Here is a 15574-nt window from a genome sequence, read left to right as displayed (position 1 = left end):
GTTCCAGTGTTCGTGCGGGGGTGGGTGGGGGGTTTCAGGTGCGGGGCCGGGTCATGCGGCCTGTCCCGCGGCCCACGTGGCGTAGCCGCCGTCCAGGTTGGCGGCGTCGCGGCCGAGCCCCTTGAGGAGCCGCAGTGCCGTGTGCCCGCGCAGGCCGACCTGGCAGTGCACGACGAGCCGGCCGTCCGGCAGCTCGGCGGACCGCTCGCGCAGCTCGTCGAGCGGAATGTTGACCGCGCCGGGGATCGCGCCCCGCGCGTGCTCGGCCGCCGAGCGTACGTCGACGAGGCTCGCGCCCGCGGCCCGCGCGTCCGCCAGCTCGTGCCACTGCACCGTGCGGTCCGTGCCGGTGACCAGGTTCTCGGCGATCATTCCCGCCATGTTCACCGGGTCCTTCGCGGAGCCGTACGGCGGCGCGTAGGCCAGCTCCAGGTCCGCGAGCTCGGGTGCGGTCAGGCCGCCCGCCATCGCGGTGGCGACGACGTCGATCCGCTTGTCGACGCCGTCCGCGCCGACGGCCTGCGCGCCCAGGATCCGCAGGTCCGCCGGGTCGAACAGGACCTTCAGCGCGATCGGCGAGGCGCCCGGGTAGTAGCCGGCGTGCGAACCGGGGTGCAGGTGGACGGCCTGGTAGGTGCGGCCCGCGGCGCGCAGCCGCTTCTCGTTCCACCCGGTCGCCGCCGCCGTCAGGCCGAAGACCTGGACGACCGCGGTGCCGGTCGCCGCCCGCGCCGACACCGGGCGCCCGGCGATCGCGTCGGCGACCAGCCTGCCGTGCCGATTCGCCAGGTTCGCCAGCGGTACGAGGGTGCTCTCGCCGGTCAGCCGGTCGCGCTTCTCCGCCGCGTCGCCCACCGCGTACACGGCGGGATCGCTGGTGCGCCCCGCCTCGTCGACCGCGATGCCGCCGCGCTCGCCGATCGTGAGCCCGGCGGCGCGGGCCAGCTCGACATCGGGCCGGACACCGATGGCCATCAGGACGAGGTCGGCGGGGACGGTCCGGCCGTCGTCGAGGAGGACCTCGCGCTCGCGCACCTCCTTGAGCTGTGTGCCGAGCGCCAGGCGCACGCCGCCCGCGCGCAGTTCGTCGGCGAGCGGCGCCGCCATCTCCGGGTCGAGCGGGGGCAGCACCTGGTCCGCGAGCTCGACGAGCGTCACGTCGAGTCCCCGGTGCCGCAGGTTCTCCGCCGCCTCAACGCCGATGAACCCGGCGCCGACGACCACCGCCGAGCGGGCCCCGGAGTCGAGGGCGGCCGCGATCCGGTCGGTGTCCGTGACGTCCCGCAGCGTGTGCGCCCGCTCCACGCCCGGCAGCGGCGGGACGAACGGCCGGGCACCCGGACTGAGCACCAGCCGGTCGTACGACTCCACGTACTCGGCCCCGCTCGTCAGGTCCCGCACCCGGACCGTGCGCCCGGCCGCGTCGACGGACACCGCCTCGGTGCGGACCCGGACGTCGAGCCGGAACCGGGCGTGCAGCGCCTCGGGCGTCTGCACCAGCAGCGCGTCGCGCTCCTCGATGACACCGCCGAGGAAGTACGGCAGTCCGCAGTTGGCGTAGCTGACGTGGGCGCCGCGTTCGAGGACGACGATCTCCGCCCGCTCTTCGAGCCGCCGCAGCCGCGTGGCGGCGGACATGCCGCCCGCTACGCCTCCGATGATGACGACCTTCACGGGAACCTCCTGGTGACACAGACGACTCTATACCCCCTAGGGTATCAGCTATACCCAGGGGGGTATCCGGACGGCGGGTCGGTCGAAGTCGGCCCGAAAGCAGGACAGAGGGTGTCGGGATTGCGGGTCATGCTCCTGAGAGCGAGACCTGAGAGCGAGACCTTCACACAGGAAGCGACGGGAGAGCCCCCATGCCCGACCACCCCAGCAGCACGCCGCACGCACAGCCCCTGCACGGCAAGGTCGCCCTCGTGGCGGGCGCCACCCGCGGCGCGGGCCGCGGCATCGCCGTCGAACTCGGCGCGGCCGGCGCCACCGTCTACGTCACCGGCCGCAGCACCCGCGCCCGCCGCTGCGAGTACGACCGCCCCGAGGTGATCGAGGACACCGCGGACCTCGTCACCGCCGCGGGCGGCCACGGCATCGCCGTCCCCACGGACCACCTCGAACAGGACCAGGTGCGCGCCCTCGTCGAACGCGTCGACCGCGAACAGGGCCGACTGGACGTGCTGGTGAACGACATCTGGGGCGGCGAGAAGCTCTTCGCATGGGACGCGCCGGTCTGGGAGCACGACCTCGACAAAGGGCTCAGGCTGCACCGCCTGGCCGTCGAAACGCACGCCATCACCAGCCACTTCGCGCTGCCGCTCCTGCTGCGCCGGCCGGGCGGCCTCGTCGTCGAGATGACGGACGGCACCGCCGAGTACAACAGTGCGAACTACCGCGTCTCCTTCTTCTACGACCTCGCCAAGAGCGCCGTCCTGCGCATGGCCTTCTCCCTCGGCCACGAACTCGGTCCCCGTGGCGCCACGGCCCTGGCGCTGACGCCGGGCTGGATGCGCTCGGAGATCATGCTCGACACGTTCGGTGTCACCGAGGAGACCTGGCGCGACGCGCTCGACGCGCAGCCGCACTTCGCGATCTCCGAGACGCCCCGCTACACGGGCCGCGCCGTCGCCGCGCTCGCCGCCGACCCCGACGTCGCCCGGTTCAACGGCACGTCCCAGTCCAGCGGCGGCCTCGCCAAGGTCTACGGCTTCACCGACCTCGACGGCAGCAGCCCCGACGCCTGGCGCTACCTCGTGGAGGTCCAGGACACGGGCAAGCCCGCCGACGTCACCGGCTACCGCTGACGCCGGGCGCGCGACCGCCCTTGGTGCCCATGGGGGGTGTACGGGTGCATGACGGTGAATCGGGCGCGGCGATGCGGACGAACGCGATGAAACGGGGTAAAGGGGGTTGAGTCGCACTCGCCCGGACGGTCACGGCCTTCCGGCGGGACGTCCGCCCCGACCGTCCGCTCGACGGAGGTACCTGCATGGCCGCGCCCGACCCCCGTTCCCGTCCGCGCCCCCGCTTCCGTCGACGGCACGCCGTGGCCGCCGCCGCGCTGCTCATCACCACGCTCGCGGGGGCCGGTCCCGTCCCGGCGGCCTCCGCGAAGGACCCGGCCGACCCCGCGAAGAACAAGGCCAAGGGGACCAACCTGCTCGTCGCCGGGCTCGACCGGCGCAGCGGCATGTCCCGCGAGGAGATCCAGCGACTGCACGTCGGCGGCCAGGAGTGCGGCTGCACCGACGTCCTGATGCTCGTGCACCTCACCGCCGACGGCCGCCGCCTCAGTGTCGTCTCGCTGCCCCGCGACTCGTTCGTCCCGTTCGCCCGGCACCGGCACCCCGACCACAGCGGAAAGATCAACGGGGCGTACGCGCACGGCGGCCGGGGTCTGACCGTCCGTACCGTCGAACGTGCCACCGGGCTGGACATCGACCACTACCTGGAGGCCGACTTCCGCGGGTTCGTGGCGGCCGTCGACGACCTGGGCGGCGCCGAGGTGTGCACCGACAAGCCGCTCCGGGACGAGAACTCGGGGCTGCGGCTCGCCCCCGGCACCCACGACATCGACGGCACGCACGCGCTGCGGTACGTCCGCGCCCGCCACGTCGACCCGCCCGGCGACCTCGGGCGGGTGCGGCGCCAGCAGAAGCTCCTGCTGGGAATGCTGGCGCGGCTCTCCGACGCGAAGGTCTTCCAGGACCCGAAAGCCACGGCCCGTACGGCCCGCGCCCTGCTGAAGCACGTCCGCACCGACGACGGAACCGACCTGCGCACGCTCCTCTCGCTGGCGTGGCGGATGCGTGAACTCACCCCGCGACAGACGGAGTTCGCCACCGTGCCCATCAAGAACTTCGACTACCGCGACCCCCAGTGGGGCTCGTCACTGCTGTGGGACGACAAGCGGGCCAAGAGCATGTTCGAGGCGCTGCGCGCGGACAAGCCGCTGGCGTCCGGCCGCAAGTCCGCCGGGCCGGTCCCGGTCGGCATGCCGCCGAAGGACACCAAGGTCGAGGTGGACGATCCGCTCGTCGCCAAGGAACTGCGGGCGAGCGGCTTCGACGTGACCCTGGCCCCGGGCCCCGACCGTCGGCCCAGCGGCCCCACCGTCGTCACGTACGACCCCGAACGCGCCCGCTACGCCCCCTCCTTGGCGGCCGCCCTGCCCGGCGCGGAACTGCGGCCCGTGGCCGGATTCGGTCCCGTCTTCCGGGTCGCCGTCGGCGCGGAGGACCGGGGTGTGACGCAAGTGACGTACGACCGCAGCATGGTGGAGGGGGCGCCCGTGACCGGGGACCGGCTCCGCTGTGCGCATCCTTCGGGTAAAAAGGGCTGAAAACCTACCGGCTCGGGGCCACTTGGGGATCCGTGACGGCAGCAGGACGCTCCGTGTTGCGGTTACCGTTCTGCTGTGGTGATCAACGCGCAAGGCAACAACGAGGCACACATCCCCGAGTCGGGCACGGCGCTGCTGCTCGCGGCCGCCCCCGCCGGCAAGGGGTGCCTCATCGACGCGGCTTCCGTGCTGCCCACGCTCGCGGCGGTGCCGCCGAGTGTGCTCACCGGCACGGCGGCGGCGACCGTGGTCGAACTCGCCGACCCGCTCGACCCGCAGGCCGTCCTCACCCGGCTGCGCACGATCGCCGCGCAGCCGGGACCGCTCCACGTGTACGTCGCCGGGCAGCTCCACCTCGACCAGCGCCAGCGGCTGCTGCACCTCGCGCTCGCGCGCACCACCCCGTCGACGCTGCGGTACACGGCGCTGCCCTGGCACTGGCTCACCGGTGAACTCACGCGGCGGCGCCAGCACACCACGACCGTCGTGGTGGACCTCGTCGCCGACGCGGAGGCCTGGCGGCACGTCAGCGCGGGCGGCCTCGGCCTCGGCCACGGCACGGCCCTCTTCGGCCGCGTCGCCCCGGCCCCGCCCCGCCGCGCCGTCCACACCCCCACCTACCTGCGCGCCTACGCCGACATCTGGCGCACCGGCTCCCGCCCCACCCCACCCCAACTCCACGACCTGGCCGCCAGCCACGCGGGCCCCCCACAAGCGCTCTTCGTCTCCTTGCCCTCGGGCCACACCCCACCACCGTCTGCGGGCACGCCTTCCGGCGAGGCGGCATCCGACGGTGGGCCGTCGCCGTCGCCGTCGCCGTCGCCGTCGCCGTCGCCGGGGCCGGTGTCGGCCGCGGGGCCGGACTGGGTGGTTTCCGGTCCGGTGCCGGGGGAGGGGGCGGGCCCGGTTGCTGAGACGACGGCGGGACCGGTGCCGAGTTCGTCCCCAGGGCCGGTGTCGAGTTCTGGGTCGGTGTCGGGTTCGGCCGCGAGTCCGGTGTCGGGTTCGGTGTCCGGTTCGGTTCCGTCTCCGGCCTCGTCTCCGGTTCTGACCAAGGGGCCGGCTGCGGTTCCGGCCGTGGGGGCGAGCCCAGCCCCGGCTCCGGTTGCGGGCACGACCCCGGTCTCCGGCCCAGCCGTGGGTTCGGCCTCGGCTCCGGCTCCGGGCGTGGGCTCGATCCCGGCCCCTCCTCCGGGCGTGGGCTCCACGTCCGCCGTTGCCTCCGTGGCCGCGCCGATATCGGTGGCGTACCCGGCCCCGGCGTCGGACCCGGCAGCAGGGGAGAGGCCGGCGCCCACCGCCGACTCGGACCGGGAGGCGAACCGCCCAGCACCCCTGCCCCGAGCCGCCACCCCGGTCACCGCTGTCCGTCACGCGGAGCCGACAGCGCCCACCGAACTCCCCACCCCGACGCGGCCCGCCGCCGAACCCGGAACGCCCCCTGCTCCCGCCCAGCCCGCCGCACCCGCACTCGCCCCGTCGAGCACCGCCTCCGCCGCCCCTTCCGCCCCGGCGAACTCGCCCGCCACCACGCCCGCACCACCCGCCGCACCGTCTGCCCCGGCTAAGCCTGCCCCCGAACCTGTGGCGCCCGCCGCAGCGCCTCCGGTTGCCGCCGGCCAGGTGCCGCCCACGGAACCGACCGCTCACGAGAACCGCACGGCCACCGTGCCCGCACCCCCCGCCGCGCCCCCGGCCCCACCGCACCCCGCCCCGGCACGCCGAGCCGAAGCCGCGATCCCCGCACGCCCCACCACACCCCCGGGCGGAGCCGATCCGCATGCGGTGATCCTGGCGGCCGTGCGGGAGGGGAGGCACGGCGAGGCCGCCGATCTCGCGGCCACCTGGGAGAGCCAGGCGTTGCGGGCCCACGGAATGCGGTCGGCGGAGGTCGTGCACTGGATGGAGGTGCGCGCCGACCTCGCCCGGCTCGCCGACGAGCCGGGCCGCAGCTGCGAGTTGTGGATCGGCGTGGCGCACGCGCGGATCGCGCGCGGCGAGTCCCCGTCGGACGAGGACGTGGAAGCTGCGGTCGACCGCGCCCACCACCAGTGGGAGCAGGTCGACGACCCGGCCCGAGCCCGCGGGCACGCCGCCGCGCTGGTCGCCCTGCGTGAACAGGTACCGGGCCGCCGCCCCGGCGCCCTCGACGCGATCAAGCGCCGCCTCGACGCGTTGAGCGCCACCCCGCCGAGGCGCTGACGCCCACCGGACCTCGCCCGCTGGGCGGGGCCGCGCGCCGACGCCCCCTCAGCAGACCCGCCGGACGTACCCTTCCGTACCAGCAGGCCGCACGTCCATGTCGCGCAGCACGATCGACAGACGCTCGCCCCAGGCCCGGCAAGCCCGCTCGAAGTCGGCCTTGCGGTATTCGACGGCGAAGACCCGGTCGTCGTACGCCGAGGCGTACCCCCGGCACTCGTCGTACGCCTGGCACTCCTCCGCCACGGCGAAGTCGAAGCCGATGGAGCGGCGCTCGGGCAGCAGTTCCGCGGTGTTCTTCTGGCCGATGGCGAGCCCCGCGTCATGCGCCCGCTCCGTGAGGAGACGGGCGAACGCGACCGCGTCCTTGGTGTCGAGAAGGTCGTCGGAGCGCTCGAAGGAGTCGAGGTTGTCCGGTTCGACGGCCTCGTAGCCGTCGTCCGCGCACCCGTCGATCCAGTCGCCGACGATCGAGGCGAGACGGGAGCGCTTCGACGGCGTCGAGATGTCGAAGAGGGCCTCGTCCCACTCCTCGTCGATCACCAACTGCCCCGCGTCGTCCCGCAGCAGCAGGTCCGCGTGCCGACGCTGCCACCAGTCGAGCGCGTCCGGCTGCGCCTGGAACGCGTTGACGTAACAGACGTTGTACAGGCCGCGCGCCGGCGCGTCGCCACGATCCCGTGAGACCGCCCGCACCCCGGAGGGCGGCTTGTACGCGCCCCCGAGCTGGTAGTCGAAGTCCACGCCGGGGGAGGGGAGTTCGACCTTGGGGGTGTCCGTTCCGGATCCCTCCGACGTGCAACCGGAGAGGGTGAGCGCCGTCAGCAGCGCGACGCAGACAGCCGCCGTCCGGCGACGGGAGGGAACCGTGGTGATCATCGTGGCAGCTTATGTGTCCGTCGCCCCCTCGGGGTACCGCCGCTCGGCCCGCCCACTCCGCCACCTTCCGTGACACACCTCACTTTCCGACGGGAACCACCTCATCTCCCCGCGCGTTGACCCCACCGTGAAGACCCCGGCCGTGGTCCCCCGTCGCGGCCGGGATCTTCCGTGCCGGGCGGCTAGAGTGCCGGCATGACGCGCGCCCACGACCGCAAGCACCGGCTCGTCACCACCTTTCAGCGGTACGTCGCGAACCCCGTGACGCGCCGCCTCCCGGGCCAGGTGCTCCTGGAGACGACGGGGCGCACGTCGGGGCTCGCGCGCCGCACCCCGGTCGGCGGGCGCCGGATCGGCGGGGCCTTCTGGCTGGTGTCCGAATTCGGGTACGCGTCGCAGTACGTGCGCAACATCCAGGCCGATCCCACGGTCCGCGTCCGGCTGCGCGGCCGCTGGCACACCGGCACCGCGCACCTGCTGCCGGAGGACGATCCCCGCGCCCGCCTCAAGGCGTTGCCGCGCCTCAACAGCGCCGCCGTCCGCGGCTTCGGCGTCGGCCTGCTGACCGTACGCGTCGATCTCGACGACTGACCTGGCATGATCGGGGGCATGGCAGAACGTGTGATCGCCGCGTGTGACGGCGCGTCGAAAGGTAACCCCGGACCCGCGGCCTGGGCGTGGGTCGTCGCCGACGGCGACGAGAAGCCCGTGCGGTGGGAGGCCGGCGCGCTCGGCACGGCGACGAACAACGTCGCCGAACTCACCGCCCTGGAGCGGCTGTTGAGCACGGTCGACGCGAACGTGCCGCTCGAGGTGCGGATGGACTCGCAGTACGCGATGAAGGCGGTCACGACGTGGCTGCCCGGCTGGAAGCGCAAGGGCTGGAAGACGGCGGCCGGCAAGCCCGTCGCCAACCAGGAACTGGTGCAGCGGATCGACGCGCTCCTGGAGGGCCGCGCCGTCGAGTTCAAGTACGTGCCCGCCCACCAGGTCGACGGCGACCCGCTCAACGACTTCGCGGACCGCGCCGCCAGCCAGGCCGCCGTGGCCCAGCAGGACGCGGGCAGCGCGCTCGGCTCGCCGGAGCCGCCGCCGTCCAGCCCGTCCTCCGCGAAGCCCCCGCGCGCGAAGGCGGCGCCCCGCAAGCGCACCGCCTCCGGCTCGTCCTCGCGCACCCTGAAGGCGAAGTTCCCCGGCCGCTGCCGCTGCGGCCGCTCCTACGCCGCCGGTGAGGACATCGCCAAGAACCCCGACGGCTGGGGCCACCCGGACTGTCGCACCACCGCCGACGCGTAGGCGACGCAAGAGCAGAGACGCGGGAGGGGCCGGGCACGCTTCGGGCGCGCCCGGCCCCTCGCGCTTCATCGTCCGCTCACGTGCTGACGCGCACGTAGTCCACGACCAGCTGCTGGGGGAACTGTGTGCTGGAGTCCGGATCGCCCGGCCAGTACCCGCCCACGGCGAGGTTGAGGATCAGGAAGAACGGCTTCTCGAACACCCACTGGTTGCCGCCGACATCGGCGGGGGTGCGGGTCTGGTAGACGGTGCCGTCCACCGACCAGGTGATCTTGTTCGGCGTCCAGTCCACCGCGAACGTGTGGAAGTCGTCCGCGAAGGCCGCGCCGCCCGGCAGCGAGTAGCCCGCGCCGATCCCGCCCGAGCCGGAGTAGCCGGGGCCGTGGATCGTGCCGTGGACCGTCGACGGTTCGAAGCCGACGTTCTCCATGATGTCGATCTCGCCGCAGTTCGGCCAGCCGGCCGAGCCGATGTCGCTGCCCAGCATCCAGAACGCGGGCCAGATGCCCTGGCCGCGCGGGATCTTCATCCGGGCCTCGACGTGACCGTGCGTCGTCTCGAACTTGCCCGCCGTGTTGAGGCGCGCCGAGGTGTACTCGCACGTCCCGTACCAGCACTGGTAGTTGGCCGGGTTCTCGCGTTTCGCGGTGATGACCAGGTTGCCCTGGCCGTCGAGCGCGGCGTTGTTCGTGCCCGCCGTGTAGTACTGCCGCTCGTGGTTGCTGACGTTGTCTCCCGTCTCGGTCTGCCACTTCGAGCCGTCGACCGCCGCGCCCGCGGGCCCGTCGAAGTCGTCGGAGAAGGTGACCGCCGCGGTGCTCGCGTCGCCGCCGGTCTCCGCGGCGTTCGCCGTGGGGACGAACGCCGCCGCGACGCACAGCAGGGCTGCCGCGCCCAGCGGAAGTCTGCGGCTCAGCGGACGGAGTGAACTGCGCATGGGGCATCACATCACTTCGGGTAGGGGGGCCGTGCCGTCCCGCGGCACGCCAGAAAGTGAAGGCAAGCAAGGTGCGCTTGATGTGTTCCGTTCAAGAGTTGATTTAAGGGGTGGGGTGAAAGGGCGTCAAGGGACTGGACGAAAGTCCGTACCAACGGACCCGGTTAAGGTTTTCGGACGATCATCGAACCGGGAGTGATGTGAGCATGCTGCGGTGCGCCGTACTCGACGACTACCAGGGCGTCGCCCCTCGACTGGCCGACTGGGACCGCCTCTCGGACCGTGTCGACGTCAGGTTCCTGAATCGGTATGTCGATACGCACGATGAACTCGTCGCGCTGCTCGGCGACTGCGAGATCGTCGTCGTGATGCGCGAACGCACCCCGTTCCCGGCCGAGTTGATCGCCCGGCTGCCGAAGCTGCGGCTGCTCGTCACCTCCGGCATGCGCAACGCGTCCATCGACCTCGCCGCGGCCGCCGAGCGCGGCGTCACCGTCTGCGGCACCGCGAGCAACCCCGAACCGCCGGTCGAACTCACCTGGGCCCTCATCCTCGGCCTCGCCCGCGGCGTCCTCACCGAAGGCGGCAACCTGCGCGACGGCGGCCCCTGGCAGACCACCCTCGGCGCCGACCTGCACGGCCGTCGGCTCGGCCTGCTCGGGCTCGGCAAGATCGGCGCGCGGGTCGCCCGGGTCGGCGCGGCCTTCGGCATGGACGTCACGGCATGGAGCGCGAACCTCACCGCCGAGCGGGCCGCCGAGGCGGGCGCCACCCTCGCCGCGTCCAAGGAGGAACTCCTCGACACCAGCGACTTCGTCTCCGTGCACCTGGTCCTGAGCGAGCGCACCCGCGGCCTGCTCGGCGCCGACGAACTGCGCCGCATGCGCCGCACCGCCTACCTGGTCAACACCTCGCGCGCCGCGATCGTCGACCAGGAGGCGCTGCTGCGGGCGCTGCGCGAGGGCTGGATCGCCGGGGCGGGCAGCGACGTCTTCGACACCGAACCGCTCCCCGCCGACCACCCCCTGCGCACGGCCCCGAACTTCCTCGGCCTGCCGCACCTCGGCTATGTCACCCGCCGCAACTACGAGGGCTTCTACGAAGGCGCCGTGGAGGACATCGAGGCGTACCTCGCGGACGCGCCCGTGCGGACACTCGGCTGACGAGCCCGCGCGCGGCGAGGCCGGCCGCGCCGCGTCAGCGCACGAACTCCCGCAGCTCGTCGGCGAGATGAGGGAACTCCTCCAGTACGGCGCCGGTCGCGAACTCGTGGTCCGCGTAGTCGAACCCCGGGGTGACGACCTCCGCCACCAGGCCGTGGCGGGCATCGCCGGTCAGCCGGGACGCCTTCCACCAGCCGCCCGGCACCAGCAGGAACCGCTCGTCGTCCGGGCCGAGGACCGTGCGCCGCAGCGTCCCGTCCGGGTTCACGGTCACGTACTCCAGGGGGCCGCCGTCGAGCAGGAAGTGCAGGATGTCGCTGCGGTTGCGGTGCAGCAGGCCGCTCGGGCTGCGCTCGTCGAGCAGGTAGTGGATCGACGTGGCCGAGGGGCGCGGCCCGTGGGGTGTGTCGAGGGTGTGCGGGCTCGTGTAGAGGCGGCGGAAGTGGCCGCCCTCGCCGTGCGGCTCCAGGTCGAGCTCCGACTGCCAGTCACGCACGGCGGCTCCTCCGGGTGGATCATGTATGGGTGACCCAGGGTAGGGCGTGAGCGCGGGCGCGGCCGGTCGGCGAGTACCGTGCGCTGTTGCCCGCGCACCCGCCGTGACCTGCAACTCCGTGATGATGGACGGGAGTTGGCATGAAAGACTGCGGGCAGGTCGTACACCTCGTTCCGCCCCTCTGCGACGTTGGAGAGTCACATGACGGCACCCGCACCCCGGCCCCGCATCGACACCAGCCAGGCACACCCCGCGCGGGTCTACGACTGGCTGCTCGGCGGGAAGGACAACTACCCCGTCGACGAGGCCGTCGGTGAGCAGTTGCCGCCCGAGGCGCGGGACGCGGCCCGGCAGAACCGCGAGTTCATGCAGCGGGCCGCCGCCTGGCTCGCGGGGCAGGGCGTCGACCAGTACCTCGACATCGGCACCGGCATCCCCACCGCGCCGAACCTCCACCAGATCGTGCAGCGCGTGGTGCCCGCGGCCAAGGTCGTCTACACGGACAACGACCCGATCGTGCTGCGGCATGCCCAGGCGCTGCTCGTGAGCAGCCCCGAGGGGGTCACCGACTACATCGAGGGCGACGTCCGCCAGCCGGCCGCGATCCTCGAACACGCCCGCACCATCCTGGACTTCGACCGGCCGATCGCCCTGTCGCTGATCGCGCTGATGCACTTCATCCCGGACGACGAGGAGGCGTACGGCATCGTCTCCCGGCTCGTGTCCGAGCTGCCGTCCGGCAGCCACCTCGTCCTGTCCAATGCCTCGTCCGACCTCTTCCCCGAACTGTCCGAGCAGGTCACGCGGCAGTACGCGAAGGCCGGTATGCGGCTCGGCTTCCGCACCCGCGAGGGTGTCGCCCGGTTCTTCGACGGGCTGGAGACCGTGGAGCCCGGTCTGGTCACCGCCACGGAGTGGTTCCGCGACGAGGCCGCCCCCGAGTCCGAGGACTGCGGCATCTACGCGGCGGTGGCCCGCATTCCCTGAGGTCACGCGGGCGGCGGCGCCCCGTTGAGCCGGGCCGACAGCTGGTGCGCCGCCGCGACCACCGCCTCCGCCACCTGGGGCAGTGCCTCGGCCGGCAGCCGGAACACCGGGGCCGACACGTTGACCGCCGCCACCACGTCGCCCCGGTGGTCGTGCACCGGGGCGGCGACCGCGGTCAGGCCCGGCTCCATCTCCTCCACGGCGACCGCGCAGCCCCGCGTCCGCTCCGCCCGCAGCCGCTCCAGGACCGCCGCGACATCGCGCGGCGCCGCGTCCGTGCCCGGCAGCGACGCGCCCTCCTCCGTCGTCAGGAGCGCCGCGACCTGGTCGTCGGGCAGCGCGAACAGCAGGGCGCGCCCCGCGGACGTGCAGTTCAGCGGCGAGGTGCGGCCGATCCACTCGTGCGCCTGAAGCCCGCGCGAGGTGCGCTCGGTCAGCACGGTCACCGCGCCGTGCCCCGACAGCACCGTCAGATACGCCGGTTCCCCGAGCCGGTGCACCAGCTCCCGCAGCACCGGCGGCGCCTCCCCGTACAGCCGTTCCTCGCCCGCCGACGAGGCCAGCGCGAGCAGCTGCCAGCCGATGCGGTAGCGCAGCGTGCGCGGATCCCGCTCCAGGAAGCCCTCCTGTGCGAGCACCTTCAGCGTCCGTGACACCTGCGTCTTCTCCCGGCCCACCGCCAGGGCCACTTCCTGTACGCCCATCGGGCCCCGCGCGAGTGCGCGCAGCACGTCGAGGGCGCGATGCACGCTGCTCAGGTTCTCCGCTGCCATGGGACAAGCCTGCCACAGCGGCGTGCGTATACAGCAACTCGCATTGTTCCCTTCGCACGGACCGCTCTAGGGTCGATCGACATGTGCGGAATCGCAGCCATCCACAGCCATCACGGACGTCCCGACACCGAGTGCGCCGACGCGGGCGCGGAGGCCATGCTCGACCGGCTCGCCCACCGCGGCCCCGACGACAGCGGGTCCAGAGCGGTCGGCGGCCACACCTGGCTCGGCCATCGCCGCCTGTCCATCGTCGACCTCGACGGCGGACACCAGCCCCTCGGCGGCGCCCACGGTGACAGCGACTGGTCGCTCGTGTGCAACGGCGAGATCTACAACCACGAAGCCCTGCGCGCAGGACTGCCCGCCGAGGCGTTCGGCTCCTCCTCCGACTCGGCGGCGGCGCTCGCCGTGCTGCGCACCGAAGGCCCCGAGGGGCTCGGCCGTCTGCGGGGCATGTGGGCGCTGTGCGCGGCCACCCCGGGCGGCCGGTTCGTCGCCGCCCGTGACGCCCTCGGCATCAAGCCCCTGTACTGGGCGCGCACCGGCTCTGCCGTGCACTTCGCCTCCGAACTACGCGCGTTCCACCCCGACGTCCAGCCCGCCGCGGAGATCTTCCCGCCCGGTTGCTGGTGGACGCCGCGGGACGGGCTGCGGCGGTTCGCGGAGCCGGTGCCGGAGGCGGCCGATTCCTGGGACGGGGTGCCGGAGCAGGTGGTCGAGAAGGCGACCTTCGAGGCCGTGTCCGATTCGATCCGGCGGCATCTGATGGCCGACGTCGAGGTCGGCGTGTTCCTCTCCGGCGGGCTCGACTCCAGCCTCGTCGCGGCTGTCGCCGCCGACGCGTACGCCCGGCAGGGGCGCCGCCTCAAGACCTTCGCCGTCGGCACGGAGGACTCCCCGGACCTGCTCGCCGCGCGGGACGCCGCCGCGTTCCTGGGCACCGAGCACCACGAGGCGGTGCTCGACGCCGGGGCCGCGGCGCGGGCGCTCGACGAGGTGGTCGGGTGCGTGGAGTCCTTCGACGCCAGCCTCATCCGCAGCGCCGTCCCCAACTGGTTCCTGTCCGAACTCGCCTCCCGGCACGTCAAGGCGGTCCTCACCGGAGAGGGCGCCGACGAACTCTTCGCCGGATACGGCTACTACCACGAACAGCACGCCGCGCCGGACGCCCTGGACGCCGAACTGCGCCGCACGGTCGGCCAGTTGCACGGCCTCAACCTCCAGCGCTGCGACCGCGTCACCATGGCCCACGGCCTGGAGGCACGTGTCCCGTTCCTCGACCGGGACGTCATCGCGCACGCCATGTCACTGCCCGCGCACCTCAAGGCCCTTGAGGCCGACGGCATGGAGAAGGGGCACCTGCGCCGCGCCTTCGCCGGATGGCTCCCGGAACGTCTGCTGTGGCGCCGCAAGGAGCAGTTCGGCACGGGCAGCGGCGCCGAGGGCGTCCTGAGCCCGCTGTGGGACACCCGCATCACGGACGCGGAGTACGCGGCGGCGGCCGCCGAGCCCGGCGCGCCCGAGCTGCGCAGCAAGGAGGAGCTGGGCTACTACCGCACGTTCCGGGCCGCGCTGCCGGGCGTACGCCCACAGGCGGTGCTCACACGGTTCGCGACGGCGTAAGTCCCATCCGGATCAACCCAGTTGGGAGCGCGCCGCGGCGAGGGCCTGCTCGGCGTAGCCGCGGCCGAAGAGCACCGCGTGCACCAGGAGCGGGAACAGCTGGTGCAGGGCGATCCGGTCGCGCCAGCCGTCGGCGAGCGGAGCCACTTCCTCGTACCCGACGAGGATCCGGTCCAGGTGCGGCGCGCCGAAGAGGTGCAGCATCGCCAGATCGGTCTCGCGGTGCCCGCCGTGCGCGGCCGGGTCGATGAGATGGGCCGCGCCGTCGGCGCCCCACAACAGGTTGCCGTTCCACAGGTCGCCGTGGAGACGGGCGGGCGGCTCGGCGGGGCCCGCGAGGTCCGGCAGCCGCTCGCAGACCCGCTCGACGGGTTGCGCCTCGGCGGGGGAGAGGGTGCCTTCGTCGACGGCGCGGCGCAGGTACGGCAGCACGCGGTGGTCGGCGTACCAGCGCGGCCAGTCGTCGCCCGGCACATTGCGCATGGGCGCGAGCCCGATGTACGCCTCCGTCGGCCCGCCGGGCGGCGCCGCGCCGAACGCGCCGGCGCCCGCGCCGTGCAGCCGGGCGAGACCCCGGCCGAACTCCGCCGCGCCGTCCGCCGTCGGCGGCCCCTCCGCGACCCGGTCGACGACCAGGCACCGCTCGTCGTACCCGTGCACGGTGGGAACCGCCACCGCGCCGGCATCCGCCAGCCACGTCAGCCCGGCCGCCTCCGCCCGCACCGCCGCCGGCTCGTCGGCGCCCTTCACCATGACCACCCGTCCGTCGTCGAGCGTCGCCTCCCCAAGGTGCGCCGACAGCCGCCGCTCGGCGGTGACGGCTCGGCCGGTGAGACGGGCGACGGCCCTTGCGAGATCGGACATGCCTTCACC

The 15574-nt window shown here is 73.4% G+C and carries 14 protein-coding genes; 8 read left to right on the top strand and 6 right to left on the bottom strand.

All coding sequences use genetic code 11. The features are described from left to right. Positions 1 to 51: 51 nt before the first annotated feature. The gene (locus ACYBSK_RS20130; protein ID WP_460242728.1) at positions 52 to 1674 is read right to left on the bottom strand and encodes an FAD-dependent oxidoreductase; all 1623 of its coding nucleotides are present in this window, start codon (positions 1672 to 1674) and stop codon (positions 52 to 54) included. 191 nt (positions 1675 to 1865) lie between these two features. Here ACYBSK_RS20130 and ACYBSK_RS20125 point away from each other — a divergent pair, with 191 nt between their 5' ends. The 3 genes from ACYBSK_RS20125 to ACYBSK_RS20115 all read left to right on the top strand — a co-directional run bounded on the left by ACYBSK_RS20125 (position 1866) and on the right by ACYBSK_RS20115 (position 6547). Beyond that, positions 1866 to 2807 (top strand): SDR family oxidoreductase, encoded by a 942-nt coding sequence (locus tag ACYBSK_RS20125; RefSeq protein ID WP_460242727.1) that lies wholly within the window; start codon positions 1866 to 1868, stop codon positions 2805 to 2807. 185 nt (positions 2808 to 2992) lie between these two features. Beyond that, positions 2993 to 4345 carry an LCP family protein gene (locus ACYBSK_RS20120; RefSeq protein ID WP_460242726.1) on the top strand — a complete coding sequence of 451 codons (1353 nt, stop codon included), beginning with the start codon at positions 2993 to 2995 and terminating at the stop codon, positions 4343 to 4345. Between the two features lie 78 nt (positions 4346 to 4423). Next, positions 4424 to 6547, top strand: a complete 2124-nt coding sequence (locus tag ACYBSK_RS20115; RefSeq protein WP_460242725.1) for a hypothetical protein — start codon at positions 4424 to 4426, stop codon at positions 6545 to 6547. A gap of 48 nt (positions 6548 to 6595) precedes the next feature. Here the strand turns inward: ACYBSK_RS20115 and ACYBSK_RS20110 are convergent, their stop codons facing one another. Further along, complete coding sequence (locus ACYBSK_RS20110) at positions 6596 to 7426, bottom strand: endo alpha-1,4 polygalactosaminidase (RefSeq protein WP_460242724.1); 831 nt, start codon at positions 7424 to 7426, stop codon at positions 6596 to 6598. A gap of 195 nt (positions 7427 to 7621) precedes the next feature. On the opposite strand from ACYBSK_RS20110, the gene ACYBSK_RS20105 reads away from it, so the two are divergent. Together ACYBSK_RS20105 and ACYBSK_RS20100 are read left to right on the top strand one after the other, a co-directional pair. Beyond that, the gene (locus tag ACYBSK_RS20105) at positions 7622 to 8017 is read left to right on the top strand and encodes a nitroreductase/quinone reductase family protein (protein WP_460242723.1); all 396 of its coding nucleotides are present in this window, start codon (positions 7622 to 7624) and stop codon (positions 8015 to 8017) included. Positions 8018 to 8023: 6 nt separating this feature from the next. Continuing rightward, on the top strand, positions 8024 to 8722 hold the full coding sequence (locus ACYBSK_RS20100; RefSeq protein ID WP_457478550.1) for a ribonuclease H family protein: 699 nt from the start codon (positions 8024 to 8026) through the stop codon (positions 8720 to 8722). A gap of 76 nt (positions 8723 to 8798) precedes the next feature. Here the strand turns inward: ACYBSK_RS20100 and ACYBSK_RS20095 are convergent, their stop codons facing one another. Then, positions 8799 to 9659 carry a glycoside hydrolase family 16 protein gene (locus tag ACYBSK_RS20095; protein WP_457478549.1) on the bottom strand — a complete coding sequence of 287 codons (861 nt, stop codon included), beginning with the start codon at positions 9657 to 9659 and terminating at the stop codon, positions 8799 to 8801. 206 nt (positions 9660 to 9865) lie between these two features. Between ACYBSK_RS20095 and ACYBSK_RS20090 the strand changes: the two genes are divergently transcribed. Then, on the top strand, positions 9866 to 10822 hold the full coding sequence (locus ACYBSK_RS20090) for a D-2-hydroxyacid dehydrogenase family protein (protein ID WP_457481804.1): 957 nt from the start codon (positions 9866 to 9868) through the stop codon (positions 10820 to 10822). A 34-nt stretch (positions 10823 to 10856) separates the two neighbouring features. Here ACYBSK_RS20090 and ACYBSK_RS20085 read toward each other — a convergent pair whose 3' ends face one another. Further along, positions 10857 to 11318 carry a cupin domain-containing protein gene (locus ACYBSK_RS20085; RefSeq protein ID WP_457478548.1) on the bottom strand — a complete coding sequence of 154 codons (462 nt, stop codon included), beginning with the start codon at positions 11316 to 11318 and terminating at the stop codon, positions 10857 to 10859. A gap of 201 nt (positions 11319 to 11519) precedes the next feature. Between ACYBSK_RS20085 and ACYBSK_RS20080 the strand changes: the two genes are divergently transcribed. Continuing rightward, positions 11520 to 12305, top strand: a complete 786-nt coding sequence (locus ACYBSK_RS20080; RefSeq protein ID WP_457478547.1) for an SAM-dependent methyltransferase — start codon at positions 11520 to 11522, stop codon at positions 12303 to 12305. 2 nt (positions 12306 to 12307) lie between these two features. Here the strand turns inward: ACYBSK_RS20080 and ACYBSK_RS20075 are convergent, their stop codons facing one another. Next, the gene (locus ACYBSK_RS20075; RefSeq protein WP_460242722.1) at positions 12308 to 13078 is read right to left on the bottom strand and encodes an IclR family transcriptional regulator; all 771 of its coding nucleotides are present in this window, start codon (positions 13076 to 13078) and stop codon (positions 12308 to 12310) included. Positions 13079 to 13159: 81 nt separating this feature from the next. Here ACYBSK_RS20075 and asnB point away from each other — a divergent pair, with 81 nt between their 5' ends. After that, positions 13160 to 14701, top strand: coding sequence for an asparagine synthase (glutamine-hydrolyzing) (asnB, locus tag ACYBSK_RS20070; RefSeq protein ID WP_457478545.1), 1542 nt, complete (start codon positions 13160 to 13162; stop codon positions 14699 to 14701). Positions 14702 to 14713: 12 nt separating this feature from the next. On the opposite strand, the gene ACYBSK_RS20065 is transcribed toward asnB, so the two are convergent. After that, positions 14714 to 15565, bottom strand: coding sequence for a fructosamine kinase family protein (locus tag ACYBSK_RS20065; protein WP_460242721.1), 852 nt, complete (start codon positions 15563 to 15565; stop codon positions 14714 to 14716). Between the last annotated feature and the right edge of the window lie 9 nt (positions 15566 to 15574).

Source organism: Streptomyces sp. BYX5S (genome assembly GCF_054724165.1).
Note: the sequence above shows the minus strand (reverse complement) of the source record. Positions and strands in the feature narration are given on the sequence as shown.

Excerpts from the sequence above, each read along its gene's own strand:
- ACYBSK_RS20125 (WP_460242727.1), top strand. The coding sequence starts at position 1,866 with ATGCCCGACCACCCCAGCAGCACGCCGCACGCACAGCCCCTGCACGGC.
- ACYBSK_RS20120 (WP_460242726.1), top strand. The coding sequence starts at position 2,993 with ATGGCCGCGCCCGACCCCCGTTCCCGTCCGCGCCCCCGCTTCCGTCGA.
- ACYBSK_RS20110 (WP_460242724.1), bottom strand. The coding sequence starts at position 7,426 with ATGATCACCACGGTTCCCTCCCGTCGCCGGACGGCGGCTGTCTGCGTC.
- ACYBSK_RS20105 (WP_460242723.1), top strand. The coding sequence starts at position 7,622 with ATGACGCGCGCCCACGACCGCAAGCACCGGCTCGTCACCACCTTTCAG.
- ACYBSK_RS20100 (WP_457478550.1), top strand. The coding sequence starts at position 8,024 with ATGATCGGGGGCATGGCAGAACGTGTGATCGCCGCGTGTGACGGCGCG.
- ACYBSK_RS20095 (WP_457478549.1), bottom strand. The coding sequence starts at position 9,659 with ATGCGCAGTTCACTCCGTCCGCTGAGCCGCAGACTTCCGCTGGGCGCG.
- ACYBSK_RS20090 (WP_457481804.1), top strand. The coding sequence starts at position 9,866 with ATGCTGCGGTGCGCCGTACTCGACGACTACCAGGGCGTCGCCCCTCGA.
- ACYBSK_RS20080 (WP_457478547.1), top strand. The coding sequence starts at position 11,520 with ATGACGGCACCCGCACCCCGGCCCCGCATCGACACCAGCCAGGCACAC.
- ACYBSK_RS20075 (WP_460242722.1), bottom strand. The coding sequence starts at position 13,078 with ATGGCAGCGGAGAACCTGAGCAGCGTGCATCGCGCCCTCGACGTGCTG.
- asnB (WP_457478545.1), top strand. The coding sequence starts at position 13,160 with ATGTGCGGAATCGCAGCCATCCACAGCCATCACGGACGTCCCGACACC.
- ACYBSK_RS20065 (WP_460242721.1), bottom strand. The coding sequence starts at position 15,565 with ATGTCCGATCTCGCAAGGGCCGTCGCCCGTCTCACCGGCCGAGCCGTC.